20 protein-coding genes are annotated in these 21990 nt (G+C 40.9%); 13 read left to right on the plus strand and 7 right to left on the minus strand.

Features of this window, described 5'->3' with window-relative positions; translation table 11 throughout:
• Positions 1 to 966: 966 nt before the first annotated feature.
• Positions 967 to 2673: a diguanylate cyclase gene (locus FTT85_RS00005; protein WP_180182536.1), complete on the plus strand. Its 1707-nt coding sequence runs from the start codon at positions 967 to 969 to the stop codon at positions 2671 to 2673.
• A gap of 41 nt (positions 2674 to 2714) precedes the next feature.
• On the opposite strand, the gene FTT85_RS00010 is transcribed toward FTT85_RS00005, so the two are convergent.
• Positions 2715 to 3524, minus strand: coding sequence for a toxin-antitoxin system YwqK family antitoxin (locus FTT85_RS00010; protein ID WP_180002734.1), 810 nt, complete (start codon positions 3522 to 3524; stop codon positions 2715 to 2717).
• A gap of 202 nt (positions 3525 to 3726) precedes the next feature.
• On the opposite strand from FTT85_RS00010, the gene blaOXA reads away from it, so the two are divergent.
• A complete protein-coding gene (blaOXA, locus tag FTT85_RS00015; RefSeq protein WP_373886870.1) occupies positions 3727 to 4578 on the plus strand; it encodes a class D beta-lactamase in 852 nt (283 codons plus the stop codon).
• Between the two features lie 245 nt (positions 4579 to 4823).
• Here the strand turns inward: blaOXA and FTT85_RS00020 are convergent, their stop codons facing one another.
• A complete protein-coding gene (locus FTT85_RS00020) occupies positions 4824 to 5039 on the minus strand; it encodes a hypothetical protein (protein WP_180182537.1) in 216 nt (71 codons plus the stop codon).
• A 356-nt stretch (positions 5040 to 5395) separates the two neighbouring features.
• Entirely contained in the window at positions 5396 to 8227 is a 2832-nt protein-coding gene (gene uvrA, locus FTT85_RS00025; RefSeq protein ID WP_180182538.1) for an excinuclease ABC subunit UvrA, read from the minus strand.
• A gap of 179 nt (positions 8228 to 8406) precedes the next feature.
• On the opposite strand from uvrA, the gene FTT85_RS00030 reads away from it, so the two are divergent.
• The 3 genes from FTT85_RS00030 (at position 8407) to FTT85_RS00040 (ending at position 10174) form a co-directional block, all read left to right on the plus strand.
• Positions 8407 to 8790 (plus strand): hypothetical protein, encoded by a 384-nt coding sequence (locus FTT85_RS00030; protein WP_180127372.1) that lies wholly within the window; start codon positions 8407 to 8409, stop codon positions 8788 to 8790.
• Positions 8791 to 8924: 134 nt separating this feature from the next.
• Complete coding sequence (locus FTT85_RS00035) at positions 8925 to 9263, plus strand: GlpM family protein (protein WP_180182539.1); 339 nt, start codon at positions 8925 to 8927, stop codon at positions 9261 to 9263.
• Positions 9264 to 9451: 188 nt separating this feature from the next.
• Positions 9452 to 10174, plus strand: coding sequence for a hypothetical protein (locus tag FTT85_RS00040; RefSeq protein WP_180008826.1), 723 nt, complete (start codon positions 9452 to 9454; stop codon positions 10172 to 10174).
• A 103-nt stretch (positions 10175 to 10277) separates the two neighbouring features.
• Here the strand turns inward: FTT85_RS00040 and tenA are convergent, their stop codons facing one another.
• A complete protein-coding gene (gene tenA, locus FTT85_RS00045; protein ID WP_078193179.1) occupies positions 10278 to 10943 on the minus strand; it encodes a thiaminase II in 666 nt (221 codons plus the stop codon).
• A 207-nt stretch (positions 10944 to 11150) separates the two neighbouring features.
• Here tenA and FTT85_RS00050 point away from each other — a divergent pair, with 207 nt between their 5' ends.
• From FTT85_RS00050 to ssb, 3 genes are all read left to right on the plus strand, one after another.
• The gene (locus FTT85_RS00050) at positions 11151 to 12236 is read left to right on the plus strand and encodes a DUF475 domain-containing protein (protein WP_078190525.1); all 1086 of its coding nucleotides are present in this window, start codon (positions 11151 to 11153) and stop codon (positions 12234 to 12236) included.
• 155 nt (positions 12237 to 12391) lie between these two features.
• The gene (locus tag FTT85_RS00055; protein WP_111884498.1) at positions 12392 to 13756 is read left to right on the plus strand and encodes an MFS transporter; all 1365 of its coding nucleotides are present in this window, start codon (positions 12392 to 12394) and stop codon (positions 13754 to 13756) included.
• A gap of 51 nt (positions 13757 to 13807) precedes the next feature.
• Positions 13808 to 14395, plus strand: a complete 588-nt coding sequence (ssb, locus tag FTT85_RS00060; RefSeq protein WP_078193176.1) for a single-stranded DNA-binding protein — start codon at positions 13808 to 13810, stop codon at positions 14393 to 14395.
• Positions 14396 to 14518: 123 nt separating this feature from the next.
• Here the strand turns inward: ssb and FTT85_RS00065 are convergent, their stop codons facing one another.
• Entirely contained in the window at positions 14519 to 14983 is a 465-nt protein-coding gene (locus tag FTT85_RS00065; RefSeq protein ID WP_180182540.1) for a hotdog fold domain-containing protein, read from the minus strand.
• Positions 14984 to 15115: 132 nt separating this feature from the next.
• Here FTT85_RS00065 and FTT85_RS00070 point away from each other — a divergent pair, with 132 nt between their 5' ends.
• Together FTT85_RS00070 and ahpC are read left to right on the plus strand one after the other, a co-directional pair.
• Positions 15116 to 15754 (plus strand): TetR/AcrR family transcriptional regulator, encoded by a 639-nt coding sequence (locus FTT85_RS00070; RefSeq protein ID WP_180182541.1) that lies wholly within the window; start codon positions 15116 to 15118, stop codon positions 15752 to 15754.
• Positions 15755 to 15916: 162 nt separating this feature from the next.
• Positions 15917 to 16480 (plus strand): alkyl hydroperoxide reductase subunit C, encoded by a 564-nt coding sequence (ahpC, locus tag FTT85_RS00075; RefSeq protein WP_078190520.1) that lies wholly within the window; start codon positions 15917 to 15919, stop codon positions 16478 to 16480.
• Positions 16481 to 16548: 68 nt separating this feature from the next.
• On the opposite strand, the gene FTT85_RS00080 is transcribed toward ahpC, so the two are convergent.
• Both FTT85_RS00080 and ycaC read right to left on the minus strand, forming a co-directional pair.
• On the minus strand, positions 16549 to 17472 hold the full coding sequence (locus FTT85_RS00080; RefSeq protein ID WP_078190519.1) for a LysR substrate-binding domain-containing protein: 924 nt from the start codon (positions 17470 to 17472) through the stop codon (positions 16549 to 16551).
• Positions 17473 to 17579: 107 nt separating this feature from the next.
• Positions 17580 to 18206: an isochorismate family cysteine hydrolase YcaC gene (ycaC, locus tag FTT85_RS00085; RefSeq protein ID WP_078193174.1), complete on the minus strand. Its 627-nt coding sequence runs from the start codon at positions 18204 to 18206 to the stop codon at positions 17580 to 17582.
• A 327-nt stretch (positions 18207 to 18533) separates the two neighbouring features.
• Here ycaC and FTT85_RS00090 point away from each other — a divergent pair, with 327 nt between their 5' ends.
• From FTT85_RS00090 to FTT85_RS00100, 3 genes are all read left to right on the plus strand, one after another.
• The gene (locus tag FTT85_RS00090; protein ID WP_180182542.1) at positions 18534 to 19412 is read left to right on the plus strand and encodes a pirin family protein; all 879 of its coding nucleotides are present in this window, start codon (positions 18534 to 18536) and stop codon (positions 19410 to 19412) included.
• A gap of 429 nt (positions 19413 to 19841) precedes the next feature.
• Positions 19842 to 21140 carry an FAD-dependent oxidoreductase gene (locus FTT85_RS00095; protein WP_180182543.1) on the plus strand — a complete coding sequence of 433 codons (1299 nt, stop codon included), beginning with the start codon at positions 19842 to 19844 and terminating at the stop codon, positions 21138 to 21140.
• Position 21141: 1 nt separating this feature from the next.
• A complete protein-coding gene (locus FTT85_RS00100; protein WP_180182544.1) occupies positions 21142 to 21969 on the plus strand; it encodes a cyclopropane-fatty-acyl-phospholipid synthase family protein in 828 nt (275 codons plus the stop codon).
• The last annotated feature ends 21 nt before the right edge of the window (positions 21970 to 21990 follow it).

Here is a 21990-nt window from a genome sequence, read left to right on the forward strand (position 1 = left end):
TGTGTATATAGAAATCGTCGTAAACGATTAAACCTGCGGTTTAATTTACTTGCTGGCATATACAATTTAGATTGGGTGAAAGATAAACAATTAAATTGGTTGAAAAATGATTTATGAAGGAAGTCTAATGTATTTATTTTTATTTAAAATAACATTTAATACGAAGGGCAAATTCTAACGCTTTTCACGCATTTGAAGCGATAAATTGCGGCTTTGACTGCCGAATTGTTGGGCAAAAACTGTTTATTTGCATAGTAAATGGACGTTTTTGTTTTAAATCTGAGGTCTACTTCACTTAAATGAATATCTTAGTGATAAATTTAATATCCTTGTGAAATACTTGGCTTTACATCAGGTTTTATTTGATTCATAATTTGCCAATCGAGTCGTCACACGGTTTAAAAGTGTGACTTTGACCCTGATTCTCCATTATTGTTTTTTATTCGCCCAGCTTTCCCCAAGGTTGGGCTTTTTTTTATTCAAAAATGCAACTTTATATTAAAGATAAAATATAGAGCAAATATCTCGTAGAAATAAATGCACTTTTATGGTGCGTTAATAATTCTATTTATCTTTCAATTAAAGTGATATAGACAAAAAAAATCCTGATTTTCAAGGAAAATCAGGATTTTTTAGCCAAAATTTTCGGGAAACTAAAATATTCTGCTGAGGAAGAAATCTAGTGTGCCCTAATACGGTGCATTCTGCACCAATTTATTGCAATTGTAAATATTTATTTAAACAAGTTAATAAAAAATATTTCGCTTTGAAATATGCTGCTGTTTTTTAGCAAATTATCTCGTTCTAAAGTGATAAAAATGTGACAGATTAAGCACATTTATATAGAATTTAGAGCTATAAATGTTCACTTTACAAATTAATAAATTATTGGTCATTAATTTAAATATTCCCGCGTTTAGTTGAGAAGTGGGTTGGGGTATGCAACAAGTGTGGGGCATAAAATAGATGGAAACATTACGAACAGAGCATATTAGTAAGCGCTTGCAACTTGCGATGCTAGTAATCGTCTTGTCTATCGTATTTATCAGTGTTCCATTGATTGTGAGCAGCAATCAACATTACCTCAAAAGTGCCGAAGCGCTGAAAGAAATTCAGATGCTGAAAATGGTGGCAGATTTAACCAACCAAATTTCCCGTGAACGTGCGCCAGCTAACAGTGCAATGTCGAGTCAAGGTGAACAGCGCGAGCAAAAAATTATTGAGTTGGCTGAATATCGTCAAGGCGTTGATCGGCAATATCAAGATACACTGAAAGTTTTAAAAGAAACGGGCTTTGCACCGATCGCCCAGCAGTTAGAGTCCAATTTATATCCATATTTGTTGCAGGGTCGCAAAACGGTCGATCAATATATTGCGCTGCCGACACAACAACGTGAAGCTAAAAAATTGGATCATGCCATTTTGGCGATGTTCCAAGCTTGGGATCAAAGCTATATTGCCATGCAGAAATTGGTCAATCATTCTCATGGTAAAGATACCCGTGTATCGAATTATTACACGCTGATTTTATTACTGGCAGAATTACGTGATCAGGCGGGACGAGTCGCATCAAATATTATGGCTGCGGTATCATTTCAACAGGAAATTCCAGAGCAAAATTTAGCGCGGAGTTTACAAACCCAGCGTCAAACACGCTATCTATGGGAATTGATCAATGTCGTGCAGTCCGAACATGACAAAACACCCGAGTTTAAACAGTTACATCATGCGGTACGAACGGAATTTTTAGATAAAGGTTTGCCAATTATTGATGGTTTGGCTCAAAAAAGTCTTCAACATCAGCGTTATCACATGGATGGCACCCAGCTCACTGATGCAATGGTCAATAAATTTGTCACAGTGGTGGAATTGCAAAGTTATATTTTAGATTACAGTCTCAAAGTAGCTGCGGATGAACAACGTGAAGCGCGAAATAAATTGATTTTCACGCTTTTTGTCTCGCTCGTGTCATTACTGACTGCATTATTAACGATGTTCTATGCCAAGAAATGGGTGTTTGAACCTTTAATTCGTGCTCGTAATCAGTTATTTAAACTGGCTCGGCACCGACAAATGGATCAAGGCGTGATTGAACCTGCCAAAGTAGGTTATCTCAGTTTATTTGATGCCATTCAGCATATTGAAAACATGTTGGAACAGCGTGATGCCTTTGAATTTCAGCTTAAACATATTGCCAATACTGACTCACTCACCAATGTCGCCAATCGTTTTGCCTTAGATGAATATATTAAATTTCGCGACAGCCAAAATTCAGGCTTTTTACATACAGCACTGATCGTGATTGATATTGATCACTTTAAACAGGTGAATGATCGCTATGGGCATATTGTCGGCGATTTGGTGATTCAACATGTTGCCAATCAATTACGACAACATATTCGTTCATCCGACTTGGTGGTGCGATATGGAGGAGATGAGTTTTTAGTCCTGATCGAGGGGATTGATATGCTCAAAGCCCAACACATTGCCGAAACTATACGGCACGATATTCAGAATGTGAATTTTAATTTGGCAAAGGACGAAGCCGATCTCATTGTGACGGTGAGTATTGGAGTGGCAGTGGGGGCCGAAAACTGGATCGATTTATTAGAGCGAGCAGACCAAGCATTGTTTAAAGCCAAAGCTGCGGGGCGTGATCGTGTTTCAGTCTAAATGCAGCTTGGCAGATTCATAAAGTTAGCCAGACAAATGAATTAATCTTCATCTTTATATAATTTATTGCAGGCTTGTTGGTTCATTTGACTACCATCTACATTCCAACACTGGGCTTGGGTAATTTTGCCTAAATCGTACTGAAGCACCGCTTCAGGTTGCCCATTGTCATACCAAATTTTATAACTGTTATGACGAACGCCATTACGATAATAACCTTGGCGTTCTAGTTTGCCGTTTTCAAACCACATTTTCAGCTCGCCAATCAATTTATTGTTTTGAAAATTGGCATAGGTCCACGGTTTACCATTACTGTACCAGCGTTGGCGCAGGCCATTTTCGATCCCATTTTTATAATTTTGAGAAAAAGCCAGTTGGCCATTCGGATGCCAAATTTTGTAATCCCCCTGCGACTCACCATTGATGATGCTACTTTCTTGCTCTTTTATCCCATTGGCAAACCAAAACTCAAGTTTGCCCTCGTACTCCCCATTTTTATAAGCAATGCGGCTACGGGGTTTGCCGTTGGGGAAGAAACTTTCAAATACGCCTGAGCCTTGAATACCATCTGGAAAGTGAATGAGATGTTCACATTCACCATTTTTAATTTTGCTGTTGCTCAGAAAGATGGTGGTCAGGGCATTGCCATTGGCATAGACATATTGATTTTCATAGATCCCTTTGTGTGAAGTCGGGGTACTGAGGGCTTTACACTGCGGCTTATCTTTCCATGGGCTAAGATCAGGGTCTTCTTGCGAGACAAACAGCACCATGTATTCGTTTAGATAGCCATCGGCAAAGCTATATATCGGACATAATAAGAGGCTGAAACTTAAGATAAATTTATTCATTGTTAGTATGCTTTTATATTTTAAAAAATTAAAAATTATTCGTTGTTGAGTCCACGATAGGCGTCATCATAAGGATGTTTTGTTTAAAAATAAATAGTGGATGCGCTAAGTTTGCAACAGATAGAAGACTGTTGAAAAGTAAACAATTCAGATTTGAACTTCATCTTATACTATGGATTTTAAACACCATAAAAATAGTGCAATGAAAAAAATATATCTATCTTTGATGACTGTCCTCAGTTTGACAGCATGTACAACAAACGAAGGCATGTTGGATTCATCTCAACACTTAAAACAAACCACTCAAGCCAATTTAGAAAATTCACGGGTGAGTGAAATTCCGTGTTTATTTAATCAAGCACAGACACAGGCGGTATTTGTCACATTTGATGGTCAGCGTTTGAGCCATTATGGCAATGACTTACAGCGCGCCCAGACAGCATACATTCCTGCATCTACCTTTAAAATGTTAAATGCTTTAATTGGTTTGCAACATCAGAAGGCGACAGCCACTGAAGTTTTTAAATGGAAAGGTGAAAAACGTGCTTTCCCGTCATGGGAAAAAGACCTGACTTTGGGTGAAGCCATGCAAGCGTCTGCTGTACCGGTTTATCAGCAGTTGGCACGGCGGATTGGTCACGACTTAATGCAAAGTGAAGTCCAGCGGGTTGGTTTTGGCAATGCCAATATTGGCAAACAGGTGGATAATTTTTGGTTGGTAGGGCCCTTAAAGATTACGCCTGAACAAGAAGTCAAATTTGCGTATCAGCTTGCGACAGAGAAATTACCGTTTGATGTCGCGGTACAAAAGCAAGTCAAAGACATGCTTTATATTGAAAGCCGTGGGGATGCGAAGTTATATGCCAAGAGTGGTTGGGGTATGGATGTAGAGCCGCAAGTTGGGTGGTATACCGGTTGGGTAGATGATGGTCATGGCAAGATTACAGCGTTTAGTTTGAATATGCAGATGGCAGCAGGGGATGATGTGGCGGAGCGTAAGCAGTTGACGTTGGATGTGTTAGATAAGTTAGGTGTATTTCATTATTTACGTTAATTTTTTGAATTTTGAATTTTGAATTTTGAATTTTGAATTTTGAATTTTGAATTTTGAATTTTGAATTTGCATGTCTTCACTGTAGATTGGGTTTGAGTTTCCATTACGTAGGAGATTCCTATTTTTGAAAGCACAGAAGTAAGCAAAATGCTTGTGTTTGACTGAGGGTACATCCGTGCTGCCCCAGTCAAACAGGCGACATCCATGTCGCCGTCATGTGATTGAATGTAGTGAAGTACAAGAATTTATTTAGAAATGGCTTTGTTTAAGCTCGTATAAAGTGATTTTCTAGCTTCTAAAATTTCAACTCTATATTGAGCAGTTGTTTCAACATTGATAGCTCCATTTTTACAAAGTGTATAAGCGTTAAATTTTCCGAGTAATTCGCCATAAATTCTTAGCTTTTCTTGTTGTTCAATATATCCATGTAAAAGAAGTAAACCTTCATTTTTGCTAAGCAAATTAAAGTCATTAAAAAGTGCGTGTCTTAGAGGTTAAAGTCTATCTGAAATCTCATTAAGAGCTAGTTGAGATTGTTTTGTTTCAAATTCAAAAAATGCCCAAATTTTTAAAACGAGATGATTTATTTCCTCGAGATCTTTGGAAATATTGGTCAATAAATTACGATTATATAGAAGGTTATCTTTTGCTACTGATGCTGAAATATTTGCCTTTTGATTTAAGTAGGTAATTACGCCAGTTAGCAGTGCTCCTTAACCAATTTTTACGGCTGTATCAATTATCTCTAATAAAGTCATATAAATAAAAAACGGTGAATGAATCACCGTTTTATCATGCACTTAAAGGAAAGAGAATCTTATTTCAACATCGGCTTTAAAAATTTCGCTGTATGCGACACGTTATTCTTCGCAACAACTTCAGGTGTACCTTCAGCAATAATCATACCGCCGCCAGCACCACCTTCAGGACCTAAATCCACAATCCAATCGGCAGTTTTAATCACATCCAAGTTATGCTCAATCACCACGATGGTATTACCCTTATTACGTAGCTCATGCAGGATGTCGAGCAATTTAGCAATATCATGGAAGTGTAGACCTGTCGTCGGTTCATCAAGCACGTACAAGGTTTTACCTGTATCACGTTTTGCCAACTCACGAGCCAATTTCACACGCTGCGCTTCACCACCTGAAAGTGTGGTTGCAGACTGACCCAAACGGATATAGCCCAAGCCCACTTGGTTCAAGGTTTCCAAACGACGGTGAATCACAGGAATAGCGTCGAAGAAATGCATCGCATCTTCAACCGTCATTTCTAAGACATCTGAAATATTACGACCTTTATAACCAACTTCTAACGTTTCGCGGTTATAGCGCTTACCATGGCAGGCATCACAAGGCACATACATATCAGGTAAGAAATGCATTGCGACTTTAATCATGCCGTCACCTTCGCAGGCTTCACAGCGACCACCTTTCACATTAAATGAGAAACGACCTGCCGCATAACCACGTGCTTTGGCTTCAGGTGTTTGCGCAAACAGTTCACGAATTGGGGTGAACAAACCGGTGTAAGTTGCTGGGTTTGAACGTGGTGTACGACCGATTGGGCTTTGGTCAATATCAACGACTTTATCGAGGAACTGTAAGCCATCAATCGAGTCAAATTTTTCCGCAGTCAGTGTGGTTGCACCGTTCAATTGAGTTGCTGCAAGCGGCAATAATGTCCGGTTAATCAGGGTCGATTTGCCTGAACCTGATACACCCGTTACACAGGTCATCACACCTAAAGGAATAGTCAAATCGACATTTTTCAGGTTATGACCCGCAGCGCCCATTAACTTAATTTGCTCTTCAGGTTTAGGGGGTTGTGTTCGTGTTTTCGGCACATCAATACTGAGTTTTCCTGATAGATATTGACCGGTTAATGAATCTGGATTTGCCAAAATTTCATCATACGTCCCTTCGGCAATCACATGACCACCGTGCACACCGGCACCCGGCCCAATATCAATAATATGATCCGCAGCACGAATCGCATCTTCATCATGCTCAACGACGAGCACGGTATTACCAAGGTCGCGTAGGCGAACTAAGGTTTCCAGCAAGCGGTCATTATCACGCTGATGTAGACCAATCGATGGTTCATCGAGGACATACATCACGCCCATGAGGCCCGCACCAATTTGTGAAGCCAAACGGATACGCTGTGCCTCACCACCCGACAGTGTTTCTGCCGAGCGCGATAAACTTAAATAATTCAAACCCACAGAGACTAGGAAGTGCAAACGCTCACGAATTTCCTTGAAAATCTTATCGGCAATTTCGCCTTTGGCACCGCTTAAGTTGAGGTCTTGATAGTAGCTTTCAGCATCACCGATCGACATTTTAGTGATCTGCGCGATGGTTTTATCTTTAACTCGAACATGACGTGAAATTTCATTGAGACGTGAGCCACCGCAAGCATCACATGCAGCATTGGATAAATACTGCGCCAAATCTTCACGCACGTAGTTTGATTCGGTTTCACGGTAACGACGTTCTAAATGCGGCAAAATCCCTTCAAAGGCTTGTACTCGTTTATGCGAGCGACCACGTTCATCAATATAACTGAGGTCAACTTTTTCCTTGCCTGTACCATAAAGGAATTTCTTTTTGGTCTCGGCATCGAGTTCATTCCATGGGGTTTCCAAAGAATAACCAAAATGATCAGCGACTTTCTGAATCATACTATAGTAATACGGACGTTGACGGTCCCAACCACGGATTGCCCCTTGGCTAATCGAAACTTCATTATTGGGAATCAATTTGTCAGCACTAAAATGGCTGCGTGTGCCTAAACCATCACAAACAGGGCAGGCACCGAATGGATTGTTGAAGGAAAATAGCCGTGGTTCAAGTTCACCAACGGCACGTTCACATTCAGGGCAAGAGTGCTTAGCAGAAAATACGCGATCTTCTTGTTCGCCTTTCATCCACGACAAAATGGCAATATCGCCGCCCATGCGTAAAGCCGTTTCAAAGCTTTCTGCAATACGGTTACCGAGGTCATCACGAACTTTAAAACGGTCAACAACGACTTCGATGGTGTGCTTTTTCTTTTTGTCTAATTCGGGTGGTGTGTCGATATCAATGACTTCACCATCGACACGGGCACGGACAAAACCCTGACCTTGTAATTGTTCAAATAAGTTGGTGTACTCACCCTTACGGTCACGGACCACAGGGGCAAGCAACATAAGCGCCGTACCTTCTTCTAGACCTTTGACGGTATCAACCATTTCAGACACAGTCTGAGCCACCATCGGGAGGTCATGTTCAGGACAATACGGCGTGCCGACACGGGCATAGAGTAGACGTAAATAGTCGTAAATTTCGGTGATTGTTCCCACTGTTGAGCGTGGGTTGTGGCTCGTTGATTTTTGTTCGATGGCAATCGCAGGACTCAAGCCTTCAATCGAGTCAACTTCGGGCTTTTCCATTTGCGAAAGGAATTGGCGTGCATAGGCAGATAAGGACTCAACATAGCGACGTTGACCTTCAGCATACAAGGTATCAAAAGCCAAAGAGGACTTCCCTGAACCAGAAAGACCCGTAATGACCACAAACTTGTCGCGTGGAATATCGAGTGACACATTTTTTAAGTTATGGGTACGTGCGCCTCGAATACGGATATGGCTTTGGCTCATGCAAGGGGTCCTAAAATATTCATCGAAAAACCTATATATGATAGCGCATGAAAAATGTTCAAGTGTAATTTAAACCTAGATTTATGCGTGACTTTGTGAGAAAAATGGCCGAATCAAAATATAGCTGTCTGTGCCGATGCCCTAAAACATCTGCAAATCAGCAATCTAGGACTTTTAACATGAAATGGCAACTTCATCTCAATCCAACATTAGGTGTGATGGGTTTATTGATGTGTAGTGTGTTTTTGAGTGCATGTACCCCGAACCACACACCGAAAGCGCAAAAATATGACAGCTTAGAACAAGCAACTTTGGCGCTGAATACCGAAAGTGAAAAAATTGATCTATATATTGCGAAATTAGGTCAAGCCAAAACAGAAGCTGAAAAAAAGCAGCTGGCTTGCGAAAAAATTCCTCAACAGTTTGATTTGGTTTTGGCAATTGTTGAAAACAATCAACATTTGATGAGTGCTGAAGATTTAAAAGTTCAAGCGCAGTTTAAGCAAATGGCTGAGCAACAAAAGGCGCGCTTTACATCTAGCCTGTGGTGTAAAGGTGCATAAATATAAAAGCGCTGTGACTGTTTTGAGTTCATCGTTTAAATCTCCTGTGTCATGCGCATAACAATCCATTGGAAAATCTCAGGACTATCGCAGAAAAGGCGTAAAATGCAGTTTTATCGAAACTATAGAATGCCATGTTGTCCTTATTTTTCAAAAGCTTAATGGGTGCCTTTGTTGTGGTATTAATTGCTTTGCTGTCTAAAAGTAAGGCATTTTATATTGCAGGACTGGTCCCATTGTTTCCGACTTTTGCGTTGATTGCCCATGTGATCGTGGCAAATGATCAGGGTGCAGCCGCATTACAAAAAACTGCACTGTTTGGACTCTGGTCTCTCATCCCATATTTCATTTATTTATTAATGGTGTACCTGCTCGCTACACGTATGAGCTTAACGGCATGTTTGAGTGTAGCAACGTTGAGTTGGGTGCTTGCTGCAGCTGTTTTGATTTATGCATGGCAGAGTTTTCAGTAAGCATCAAAGCCTATATCGATGCTGTTTCAGATTAACTTTTTATAGGTTCTAGATCATTTATAAAACAATAGATTTGTATTAAATTATGATGAATTTCCAATCGTTAAATGTGTGATTTTAAATGTAAGTATTTGAATAATTAATTATAATTCTGCCAGAACAGAAAATAATCATGATAAGAGCAAATAATGTTAAAACAATTTTGGGTGATCATCAGCCTCATGTTTTTAAGCCAAATCCTGTGGGCTGAAGACAGTCAAATCCTCGCGTTTGAACAGTTTATTGACCCTGCAGCCGAGCAGCGTTATAGCGTGAGCGTGCCTGCGGTCGGGCAAAATGAACAGCTATGGTCTGTGGTCTATATGGTGCTGCAAACCAACCAAGTCCCTGACAATACTGTTCTGGACTTTAAAGTCGTTCCCCAAGGTTTATTATCGAAAAATAATCCTGCACAAAAAATACAAGAGTATGCTTTTGATGGTGTACAGTTGGCACAGAAAAAAGACTATGTACTGTCCCAATTCTCCGATTTGAGTGAACAACTGGAAGATCAAACGGGCAAGAAAGTGCAGGATGCATCAATCTTTGATATTAGTCGTGCCCATGTATATGCCCGCGTAGAAGATTGGGTGCCTGACTATAATGCACAAGCCACCCAACTGAATATTGAACTGGGTAAACTCAATGAAATGCAAGTGAAAGGGCTGTATTTCATTTTAGGCAAAGGTGAAAAGCCCAAAGATTTATTGGCCATTGCTCAACTTGATCCGATGATCAAATCACAATTTCATTCAGAAGAAATGCAGGAACGCAAAGCAGCGCGCAGTGAATTGCGTGAAGCACGTTTTGCGATTTTTTTGGTGATTATCGCGATGGGGATTTTCCTCGGATGGTATCGTTTTAAACGCTAATGCCTGAAATGATCGTGCAAGGTCATTTGAACCGAATCCAACCGTATAAAAAAGGATCTAAAAGCAATTTTAGATCCTTTTTTATACAGTTTAAATCAAAGGTTTATTCTACAGGCCATGTGCGCTGTTGATACGCGCTGTCCCAGAACATCCATTCTAATTTTGCGCCGTTCGTATAAGCCGCATGCATTTTTTCACGTGTATCTGCATCGCAGCGAGCCGCCACTCGATCAATAGTTTGAATCACGTTTTGCACAGCAGTATTGAAGTCTTCACCTGAGTAGGTGTCGATCCATGCTTGGTAAGGGTTATTAGGCACAGATTGGCTGACAATGGCTTTGCCGACTTCAGCATAGATCCAAAAGCAAGGCAGGAGTGAGGCAAGGACCACAGGGTAACTTTCTGACCATGCTGTCGCTGTTAGAAATGAAGTGTAATGATGGCAAGCAAGGGTCAGTGGAGTATTTTCAAACTGTTCTTTGCTAATGTTGAAACCTTGCATAAAGTCATTGTGCAGACTGCGTTCCACCACGATGGCAATTTTTGCCGCTTCAGAAAACTGAATCACATCGTCGGCATCAAATGCCTTGGCTGCACACACTGCAAGTGCACGACCATAGGCCAATAAATAATGGGCATCCTGAATGACATAGTGGCAAAAGGCGTCGCGGCTTAAACTGCCCTGAGCCAATTCCTGATTAAACGGTAGATGGAGAATCTGCTGATATAACGCGGTATTACGTTGCCAAACTTCTTCAGAAAAACGCATTGAACATTCCTGTCGTTAAAAATGAAAGACGGGTCTACACCATGATGCGATGTAATTGAGAGCCTCCATCTTAGAGTGTTTATTCAAAATGTAACGAATAATTTTTGGTTTCAATCCTGAAAAGCGGCATAATTGCGCCATAAACTTAGCTTCAAACTGGGTATTCCCTCATTTTGAAATCTTATTGAATGAATAGGTCGATCTATCATGATGAAACATTTTGGTTTCTCAATCGTCTTTACAATCGTGTGTCTTGCCATTTCTGCATATTGGGGTCTGAATCATGGCCCAAATGCAGGTGTGCAAGCCATGCTGACAGCACTGACCATTACTGCAATTTTGGCAGTGATGGAAGTATCATTATCATTTGATAACGCTGTAGTGAATGCATCGGTACTCCGTGGTTGGGATCATTTCTGGAAAATGATTTTCTTAACTGTCGGGATTGTGATTGCTGTATTCGGTATGCGTTTGATTTTCCCAATCGTCATTGTTGCTGTAACGGCTGACATGGGCGCAATGGAAGTGGTTCAAATGGCGTTGAATGATCCAATTCAGTATTCAGCTAAATTGATGGCACATCATGCAGAAATTGCGGCCTTTGGTGGTGCTTTCTTATTATTGGTGTTCCTGAACTTCTTCTTAGATGAAGGGAAAGATACCCATTGGTTCCGTTGGTTAGAGCGCCGTTTGGCCAATCTTGCAAACGTTCCTGCAATGTCCGTGTTTATTGCCCTAATTGCGTTATTGGTGATGGCGGCAAATGTGGCTGAAGCCTCTCGTCTAGCGGTTGTAATGGCTGGTATCTGGGGGATCGTGGTGTATATCGGTGTCCAAGTACTGAGTCATTTATTGGGTGGTGAACCTGAAGTCGATGAAAACGGTAATGCGGTTGGACATGATGCAAATGGCGTACCGACAGGTGTGATCAAAGCAGGTTTTGGTGGTTTCCTTTACCTTGAAGTACTCGATGCCTCATTCAGTTTTGATGGTGTGATTGGTGCATTTGCGATTACCTCTGATGTTGTGATCATTATGCTCGGTCTTGCCATTGGTGCTATGTTCGTGCGTTCAATGACCATTTACTTGGTGGATAAAGGCACCTTAGATGCTTATATCTTCCTTGAACATGGTGCGCATTATGCGATTGGTGCTTTGGCCTTCATTATGTTGGCGAGTGGCACAGGTCTGCATGTCCCTGAAGTGGTAACAGGCCTGATTGGTGTGGCATTTATTGTTTGGGCGGTGATTGCCTCAATTCAATATAAAAAGCGCCAAGAAAGTCTAGGCTAATTTAAATTTGCCTAATATCTCCCAAAAAGCGCAGCATCAGCTGCGCTTTTTATTTGTCCAATCATCAGGATATTTAAAATCAATAAAAATCCTGCTTCGCTTTAAGCTGAATGTCCTATAATCCCATTCCAAGATTAATGAATTTTTAACCAGCTATGATGAATGCTCTTGAACGACGCTCAACTTTTGCTTTGAGTAGTATTTTCGCCTTACGTATGCTGGGGCTGTTCATGATTATTCCTGTTTTCTCTGTGGCAGGTCAGCAATATGCAGGGGCAACACCGGCACTCATTGGTTTAGCGGTGGGTGTCTATGGCTTGACCCAAGCAATTTTACAGATTCCGTTTAGTTTGATTGCAGACCGTTATAGCCGTAAACCGTTGGTGGTGATCGGGCTGCTGTTGTTTGCTTTAGGCGGTGCAATTGCGGCGATGTCCGATAGCATCTATGGCGTAATTATCGGGCGTGCGATAGCCGGTGGTGGCGCTGTGTCTGCGGTAGTGATGGCTTTGCTAGCCGATGTCACACGTGAAGAACAGCGCACTAAAGCCATGGCGATGATGGGGATGAGTATCGGTTTGTCCTTTGTGGTGGCGTTTAGCCTTGGGCCTTGGCTCACAGGTTTAGTCGGTATCTCGGGTTTATTTTGGGTGACCACCATCATGGGACTTGCCGCGATTGCGATGTTGCTATTGGTACCGAAAGTAACGCGTCATCATAAAAATTTTCAACAAGGTTATCTGACGCAGTTAAAGCAAGTACTGAAAATGCCTGATCTAAATCGTTTACATGTTTCAGTCTTTTCATTGCATTTACTGCTCACCGCGATGTTTATCTATGTGCCGTCTCAGTTGATTGACTTTGCCAATATTCCATTACATTCACATGGTCTGGTGTATTTGCCGCTTTTGGTCGTGAGCCTGTTTTTTGCATTTCCAAGTATTATTTTGGCGGAAAAATATCGCAAAATGCGCGGCATTTTCTTGACCGCCATTGGTGGCATTATTTTGGGATTGGGCATCTTAATTTTTGGTTTCGAATCAAAATATATTTTGCTGACAGGCTTAGGTTTATTCTTTATCGCATTTAATGTGATGGAGGCATTATTACCGTCATGGTTATCGAAAGCAGCTCCAATTCAATCCAAAGCGACTGCCATGGGGGTGAACGCCAGCAGTCAGTTTCTGGGGGCATTTTTTGGTGGTATGATTGGTGGGCAACTTCTGTTGCTAAATGATACGGCAATGGGATGGGGCATCCTGACAGGGCTAGCCATTTTATGGTTGATCATTAGTTTTGGGTTGGCTCAGCCGCGTTATTTATCGTCTATGGTGTTTAGTTTGCCTGAAGATAAAGAAACGGATGAATGGACTTCTCAGCTTTTAGCAATTCGTGGTATTGAAGAAGTTGTGGTGATGTCTGACCAGCAAGTGGCTTATGTAAAAGTGGATAAGCAGCAGATGGATGAATCTGCGCGACAACATTTAACGCACTTGTTAGGGAAAGAGGTAGCCATTTAAGCATAACTCTTATAAAGTAAATAATAGAAACAAATAGGAAGAATACGTCTGATGCGTGGTGTAAATAAGGTCATTTTAGTTGGTACTTTGGGTCGTGACCCTGAAACAAAAACTTTCCCAAATGGTGGTTCTCTCACTCAGTTTTCAATTGCAACGAGTGATTCATGGACAGATAAAAATACAGGTGAACGTAAAGAGCAAACAGAATGGCACCGTATTGTGTTACATAACCGCTTAGGTGAAATTGCACAGCAATATTTGCGCAAAGGTTCTAAAGTTTATATTGAAGGTTCATTACGTACTCGTCAGTGGACAGATCAAGGCGGTCAAGAGCGTTATACGACTGAAATTCGTGGTGAACAAATGCAAATGCTTGACAATAATCGCCAACAAGGCGAACAAGGTCAAGGCGGTGATTTTGGTCAGCCTCGTTTTAATAATCAACAAGGCGGTTATAACAATAACCAAAACCAAGGTGGCTACGGTAATAGCTCAAACCAAGGCGGTTATGGCAATAACCAACCGGCTCAAGGCAATAGCTATGGCAATAACAACCCAGGTGGTTTTGCGCCAAAACAACAGCCTGCACCGACACCGGCTCCTGCAGCAGCAGATTTAGATGACGACTTACCGTTTTAATAAACCTTAAACACAGCGTTTAAAACGGTAGATCATCATCAAAAAAAGCCCTCAATCTTGAGGGCTTTTTTATGCATGGCTTATTTTGAAAGATCAGTTTCATGCTGCAATTGAGTCGATGACTTATTTTTTTGCTGATACCCACATGGTAATTACGGCTTTAAAAACCACTTCATTACGTGTGTTGTTCACCACGACATTCACCAAATAATCACACCCTGCATTCCACGTAAAATTAACATCGACAGGCGTGGCAATGGCCGTTAAATCTGTATCAGCTTTTTTCAAATATTCCACAGTCATGCCTTTGGGAATCCAACGATGGCTGCTCGGAACGGTCACATCGGTCATGGTTCCGCCAGCCAATTCAGCCATATTACACATGGCAATCGCGTGGACAGTGCCAATATGATTCAGCACGCTGCGCTGTTTTTTTATATGTAGTTCACAGTATTGGGGCTTTAATTCATCAAAAACAGGCGAAATGCTACTGAAATACGGTGCTTTCAAACACAGCAATTTAGAAAAAGTCCATTTCCCTGCGGGTTTGTTTTGGAAGGTCTTCCATAATTTTAATGCTTGGCTCATGCTTAATTATCCTTCATTATTTAGAATATAATTCTAATACAGAATAATATTCTGTTAATGGCGTAAATGACGTCACAGCTATTAAAAAAAGCCAACATTGTTTTAAAATGACCCGACAAAGGGAAGGTATCGATGTCGTCAAATCAAGCATTATTGCAACGAATTTACAGTGGTCGCCGAGCGGAACTTAAACGGCAGATCTTAGGAGAAGCCCTTGCATGTTTTTTAGAGCAAGGGATTGAAACGACGACGATTGAACATGTGAGAGACCGTGCAGAGACCAGTGTTGGCGCGATTTACCATCATTTTAAAAATAAAGATGGTTTAGTGGCGGCATTGTATTTTGCGGCGTTGCAAGATCAATTTGTGAAAAGGGCAGATGCATTGACACAGGCCCAATCGCTGCAGGAAGGCATTCAAGCCATTTTGTGCTCGTATATCGACTGGGTCGAAGCGTATCCAGATTTTGCAGGATTCTTGTATGCGGCAGGGTTTAGTATGCGTAAGGAAACGCTACAAGCCGAGTTAAAAAAACATAATTTGCAACGCAATAGCGCACTACTGGATTGGTTGACCGCACAACCCGATTGGCATTTGATTGAGCATTTACCCAAAGAATTAATGATGTCATTGGTCTTAGGGGCAACGGAAAATTATTGTCGGGCATGGTTATCACATAAAGTCAAAACGCCACCATCACACTATAAACAACAGTTTACACAGGCTGCTTGGCAGACCCTATGTATGGATATGAAAGCTTGCTCTCATTGAACTTGATTGGTTTGCTCGATGGAAAGGCAAAGATTGATTTAAATAATAAATCTAAAAATCCGATAGTTTTTATAAAAAAGTTCGGTTTTACCTATGGTTTGATATTTCGTATTCTAGCTTCAACAGATAAGCAATCCCTGAAATGAGTTAGAGGAATATCAAATGAGTTTAATTAATACTGAAGTAAAACCATTTAACGCTACCGCTTACCAAGACGGTCAATTTATTGAAGTTTCAGAAAAAGACTTCTACGGTAAATGGTCTGTGGTGTTTTTCTATCCTGCTGACTTTACGTTTGTATGTCCAACAGAATTAGGCGATCTTGCTGATCACTATGCTGAATTCAAAAAAATGGGCGTAGAAATTTATTCAGTATCTACTGATACACACTTTACGCATAAAGCTTGGCACGATTCTTCTGAAGAAATTAAGAAAATCGAATACCCAATGGTTGGCGATCCAACTTGGACACTTGCGAAAAACTTTGATGTTTTAATTGAAGCGGATGGTCTTGCTGACCGTGGTACTTTCGTAATTGACCCTGAAGGTAAAATCCAAATCGTTGAAATCAATGCAGGTGGTATTGGTCGTGATGCTTCTGAATTGATGCGTAAAGTAAAAGCTGCTCAATATGTACATGCACACCCAGGTGAAGTATGTCCTGCAAAATGGAAAGAAGGTGAAGCGACGCTTGCACCATCGATCGACCTAGTGGGTAAAATCTAATTTGGTGATCCAACCGTAGATTTAAAAAAGCCAGAACTCAGTTCTGGCTTTTTTTATGGTCAAGAACATTAAACTAAATAGCCATCATGTTCTGGAGCATAGTCACGAATTCCATCGACTAAATAGTCAATTAATCTCTCCATGACTAGGCGCTGACCTTTACGGGAAGCATATACCAATTGTACCGTACCGACATTTGAGCACCATTCGGGGAAGAGGTGAATTAAACGACCTGCCTCTATATCTGCTTGTACCGTTAAATACGGTAAGTCTGCAATGCCTAAACCATCCAGTACTGCATAATAAGCACCGGCTAAGTCATTGCTTTTAATTCGAGGTTGTAAGGCAATTTCAATCTGCTCTTGCTGTCCGGTATGATGCAAATGCCATTGATAGCGGTTTTTCTGTGTACCTAAAACGATACTCGGAAATTCTGTTAATTCCGTAATATGCTTTAACTCGCGCCCTTGTAAAAGTTCAGGACTAATCACTAAGCAATGCACGGTTTTAATCACGTCACGTACAATAATGCTCGAGTCTTCATTCTTACTAAAATTGGTACGAATCGCTAAATCAATGTCGTCATGCAAGACATCTACACGGCGGCTAGACAGCTCGAGTTCAACCTGAACTTTGGGATGATCTTTTAAAAATTGATTTAACAAGGGGCGAATTTGATGTTCCATCATGACCGGTGGACAGCTAATTTTAACCAAGCCTTCAAGTTCACTTTTTTGCTTCAGGAGTACCTGATGCGCACATTCGACTTGTTCGATCACTTTTATGCATTCTTCATACAATTCTTGGCCTAATGTCGTGACCTTAAAGTGTCGGGTAGAACGCTGAATAAGGGTGACATTATATTTGGCTTCGAGATCTAAAATGCGTCGGCTTAATTTTGATTTTGTAATATTCGATGCTTCACTTGCAGCGCTAAAACCGCCATGTTTCACCACCAAGTAAAAGTAGTAATAGTCATCAAATGAATGCATGGATCACCTTATGCAGTGAAAAATTATTTCAATTCCAATTATCATACGTCAATTTATACATCAGGTATAAAAAAAGCGGCTCGAAGCCGCTTTTTACTACTGGAGGATTATTTCTTTTCAGTATTTTGTGTATAGCTGTTGATGAGGTTACGGTAGTCTGGAATATGGTTGCCGAAAAGCGCACCTAAACCTTCAATATCATTACGCCAGTCACGGTGTAATTCACACGCGGTACCAAACCACGTCATGAGCTGTGCACCCGCTTGCGTCATACGTTCCCACGCTGAGTCGCGGGTTAAATGGTTGAAAGTACCTGAAGCATCGGTCACCACAAAGACGTCAAAGTCTTCTTCTAAAGCAGACAAGGTTGGGAATGCCACACAAACCTCAGTCACTACACCGGCAATAATCAATTGTTTTTTGCCGGTTGCTTTGACTGCTTTCACAAAATCTTCATTATCCCAAGCATTAATTTGACCTGGTCGTGCAATATAAGGTGCGTCAGGGAACATTTCTTTGAGTTCTGGAACCAATGGCCCGTTTGGACCTTGTTCAAAACTGGTGGTGAGAATTGTTGGAAGATTAAAATATTTAGCAGCTGCAGCCAGTGCGAGCACATTATTTTTAAATTTATCTGGATCAATATCGCGAACCAATGAAAGTAGACCCGTTTGATGGTCAACTAAAAGTACCGCGGCATTGTCTTTGTCTAAACGAACGTAAGGTTTGCCCATTTTATTGTGCTCTTTCCTGTTTGCAAGTACGCAGGATCAGATGAAATCTGCGTGTTAACTAGATTTAGAATAGTTGTAAAAATGAGACAATGAAATGGGTTTAAATGAGAAGCTCAATCATAAAATTGGGATAATTCATCGTTATATATGACTTAAAGCTTAGAATTTCTGAATTAATGCTTGGTTTTGAGTGAGGTGCAGATTGTATGTCTGAGTATTGTTCTAAATTTGAGATATAGAATGCTATCTGGATGATGGCCATCAAGTATTTCAAAGCTTAAAATAAGCGCTATGTTCATCCTATCGTATGAATATAGGAGCTAAGAAATGAAAAAAGTAATTGGTGTTTATCGTAATCAGCAAATGCACTGGGTGGGCGATGGTTTTCCAGTCAAAAGCTTATTTTCCTATGATCGTCTAGGTCAGGCGATTAGCCCATTTTTGCTTTTGGATTATGCGGCACCTTATCAGTTCGATCCCACCACTGCACGGCATGGTGTAGGTTCACATCCACATCGTGGTTTTGAAACGGTGACTATCGCCTACAGCGGTGAAGTGACTCATAAGGACTCAAGTGGTGGTGGCGGCACAATTCAAACGGGCGATGTGCAATGGATGACCGCAGGGTCGGGTCTGGTACATGAAGAATTTCATTCGCCTGAATTTGCTCAAGCAGGTGGTCTTTTTGAGATGGTTCAATTGTGGGTGAATTTACCGGCAAAAGACAAAATGACCCAGCCTCGTTATCAAGCGATCACACGCCAAGATATTCCTCGCATAGACATGGATGAAGGTGCAGGGCATATTCGGGTGATTGCCGGTGAAATGGGTGGTCACCTTGGGCCAGCACAGACCTTTAGTCCAGTGAATGTGTGGGATGGTGAGTTAAAAGCTCAATATGAAACCACCTTAGATGTACCTGAAGGGCATAACACCATTTTGGTGGTCTTGAAGGGTGAAGTTGTGGTGAATGAAAGCCATAAAGTTCAAGACAGTTCGATGGTCATGTTTGCCAAAGACGATATCGCCATTCAGCTACAAGCGTTGCAGGACACACAATTTTTGTTGCTTAGCGGTGAGCCACTAAATGAGCCGATTCAAGGTTATGGCCCATTTGTGATGAATAGCAAAGCTGAAATCATTCAAGCCTTTGATGATTTCAATAACGGAAAATTTGGTGAAATTGCGCTGGCGCATGAAGCTTAAGCGAAAATCATGTCGTTGAAGTAGCCGAAAAAAAAGCCTCTGAACAGTCAGAGGCTTTTTTATTGAGCGCTGTAGTATTTATTGTTGTCATGATTTAAATATCATTTTACTTTTTATAAATTGTGATGAATTTATCACTTTCTTATGTGGCGCATCTTAGCGGTACTTGGCTTTAAAGTAAACCGAAAGTTATAAAAATGGTTAATTTAATTGTTTGGTTTTATAGAGTAATTAAAATTTTAAAGAAAAATATGTTTAAAAACAAAGCTTAAATTGTGTGCTTTTTGACTGTAAATATTTGTAAATTTAACTTAAAAACGGCTGTACTGAAATCCATACAAAAAGTGCGAATCTGGTATTTTTTAATAGCTATTTTTAACTTCTGATCAGTCATACTTTTAAACTGTGTTTTATAGATGGAAAAGAAAATTGGAAATTGCAGTCATCGGTAGTGGCATGGCTGGGCTGGCTACCGCAAGAATTCTTAAAGACGCAGGGCATAACATTACAATTTTCGAAGCTCTGCCTGGTCGTGGTATGGATAGCCACAGCACTGAGTTTGAAGGCGGCTTGATCGATGCCCCTTTGCGTGTGATGAATCCACACCTCTGGAAAAATACCTTAAGTTTGGCGACCCATTTAGGGATTAAAACTTTCCCTGTCCGTACCTATATGGCATGCAGTTGGCTATTTGAAGATCGTACAGAAACGTGGTTGACTACCAGTCGTAGCCGTATTGGTAATTTCCCAATTATTAATAACCGTAAAGGCTTACAACAATATGGCTGGCGTTTAGTCAAAGGGATGTTGCAACTCAAAGCAGCGATCACTCGATTTTTTAAATCAAAAAATCAGGACATCACGCTTGCCGAGTTCATTAATAAAAATGAAATTGAAGAAGTATTTTGGCATGGTGCGGTCATGCCTGTGTTGTATACCATTTGCACCTGTAACCCGAAAACGATTGGCGAATGGCCTGCAAAACCGCTGTTGATTTTCTTGCGTCAATTGACCAACGGTGATGCCTTGCTACGTATCCAAGGTGGTACACCTGCGTTGGTTGATAAACTGATTGAAGGTTTAAATATTCAAAGTGGTACGGCAATTACCAAAGTGCATGAGCAAGACGATAAAGTTTTGGTGGAAACTGAGGCCGGAGCACATCATCTATTCGATCGCGTGGTTGTTGCGACACCAACCACCAAAACGGAAGAATTTTTAGATTCAACCCAATTTGCTGACGATATTGAGCTCTTAAAGAAATTTAAATTTGAGCAAGGTCAGTTGGTAATACATACCGATCAAACAGTGATGCCGCCGAAGCGTAAAGATTGGTCTGTACTAAGTTATATGATGGATCGTAAATTTACCCGTCAGCAATTTACCGTGTGGCTCAACTCCATTGAGCCGAGCTTGGTGGGTAAAACTCCAGTGTTCCAAACCTGGCAGCCAGTGACACCGATTGATTCTAAAAAAGTGATCTCTTCGGTCAGTTTGACACGTGCAGTGGTGGATTCACATACCGTGGCGCTGAATAAAGAGTTACAGCAACGACATTTATCCCCTGAACGTAAAGTCTTCTTCTGTGGTTCATGGTCTTGTGACGGTCTGCCGATTTTAGAGTCTGCGGTAACGTCTGCTATGCATATTGCAGAAATTTTTGGTGCACCATTGCCGTTTGTGGGTTTAAAACCTAAAGTGGAGGTAGCCCCTCAACTCGGTTACTAACATGAAATGGCTTCAAGCAATTCGTCAGCACATCCCTAGCCATAAATATGCGATTAACAGTCGACTACTCGGAGATGATGCGGAACTTGCTTGGAGCAATTTGGGCTATTGGGATGATGCAAAATCATCCTATCCTGCGGCCTGTCAAAAACTCGCTTTCCATCTTGCCGAATCCATTCAATTAAAATCTACAGATCGTGTTTTAGACCTCGGTTGTGGGCAGGGTGCGAGCTTGGTTTTTTGGATGGAACATTTTCAAATTCAAAACTTATCCGCAGTCGAATTGCAAACGGCATGTGTGGAAAAAATCCAAAAAAATTTAAATTCAAAGATTAAAATTCAGCAAGATTCATTTTTGAATTTAAAAAATATTTATCCACAAAACGCTATGGATGCCGTGCTGTGTATTGATGCTGCGTATCATAGTGATTTGAATTTATTGCTTTTATCAGTCGTTGATGTTTTGAATTCAAAAGGGCGCTTTGCTTTTCACTATTTGATGTTGTCCGATGCGTTTTTGAATTTAAATTCAGTGCAACGATTGAAATATCAAAGTCTGTTGAAAGCAGCAGATGTGAATTTGAAAAATTTAAATTCAAAGCAAAATTTACAACACCAAGTGCAACAGGCAGGTTTCGAAAATATCCAGATTGAAGATATCAGCGAATTCGTATTTCAGGGTTTTGCCGATTATATTCAAGAAGAAAAAAGTCAGATGAGCCTGAGTCATGTGGATCAATTCAAAATCAAGATGACGGCAAAATTGTGCGAAAAGTTGTATCGAGACGGGCTGATTCGTTATGTGCAGATTAGCGCGAGGAAGCCATAAAAGAGCGGCTCTAAAAACATC

Source organism: Acinetobacter sp. YH01020 (assembly GCF_013420275.1).
Classification (GTDB): domain Bacteria; phylum Pseudomonadota; class Gammaproteobacteria; order Pseudomonadales; family Moraxellaceae; genus Acinetobacter; species Acinetobacter amyesii.

Coding starts and splice junctions, on each gene's coding strand:
- FTT85_RS00005 (WP_180182536.1), top strand. CDS start 967: ATGGAAACATTACGAACAGAGCATATTAGTAAGCGCTTGCAACTTGCG.
- FTT85_RS00010 (WP_180002734.1), bottom strand. CDS start 3,524: ATGAATAAATTTATCTTAAGTTTCAGCCTCTTATTATGTCCGATATAT.
- blaOXA (WP_373886870.1), top strand. CDS start 3,727: ATGAAAAAAATATATCTATCTTTGATGACTGTCCTCAGTTTGACAGCA.
- uvrA (WP_180182538.1), bottom strand. CDS start 8,227: ATGAGCCAAAGCCATATCCGTATTCGAGGCGCACGTACCCATAACTTA.
- FTT85_RS00030 (WP_180127372.1), top strand. CDS start 8,407: ATGAAATGGCAACTTCATCTCAATCCAACATTAGGTGTGATGGGTTTA.
- FTT85_RS00035 (WP_180182539.1), top strand. CDS start 8,925: ATGTTGTCCTTATTTTTCAAAAGCTTAATGGGTGCCTTTGTTGTGGTA.
- FTT85_RS00040 (WP_180008826.1), top strand. CDS start 9,452: ATGTTAAAACAATTTTGGGTGATCATCAGCCTCATGTTTTTAAGCCAA.
- tenA (WP_078193179.1), bottom strand. CDS start 10,943: ATGCGTTTTTCTGAAGAAGTTTGGCAACGTAATACCGCGTTATATCAG.
- FTT85_RS00050 (WP_078190525.1), top strand. CDS start 11,151: ATGATGAAACATTTTGGTTTCTCAATCGTCTTTACAATCGTGTGTCTT.
- FTT85_RS00055 (WP_111884498.1), top strand. CDS start 12,392: ATGATGAATGCTCTTGAACGACGCTCAACTTTTGCTTTGAGTAGTATT.
- ssb (WP_078193176.1), top strand. CDS start 13,808: ATGCGTGGTGTAAATAAGGTCATTTTAGTTGGTACTTTGGGTCGTGAC.
- FTT85_RS00065 (WP_180182540.1), bottom strand. CDS start 14,983: ATGAGCCAAGCATTAAAATTATGGAAGACCTTCCAAAACAAACCCGCA.
- FTT85_RS00070 (WP_180182541.1), top strand. CDS start 15,116: ATGTCGTCAAATCAAGCATTATTGCAACGAATTTACAGTGGTCGCCGA.
- ahpC (WP_078190520.1), top strand. CDS start 15,917: ATGAGTTTAATTAATACTGAAGTAAAACCATTTAACGCTACCGCTTAC.
- FTT85_RS00080 (WP_078190519.1), bottom strand. CDS start 17,472: ATGCATTCATTTGATGACTATTACTACTTTTACTTGGTGGTGAAACAT.
- ycaC (WP_078193174.1), bottom strand. CDS start 18,206: ATGGGCAAACCTTACGTTCGTTTAGACAAAGACAATGCCGCGGTACTT.
- FTT85_RS00090 (WP_180182542.1), top strand. CDS start 18,534: ATGAAAAAAGTAATTGGTGTTTATCGTAATCAGCAAATGCACTGGGTG.
- FTT85_RS00100 (WP_180182544.1), top strand. CDS start 21,142: ATGAAATGGCTTCAAGCAATTCGTCAGCACATCCCTAGCCATAAATAT.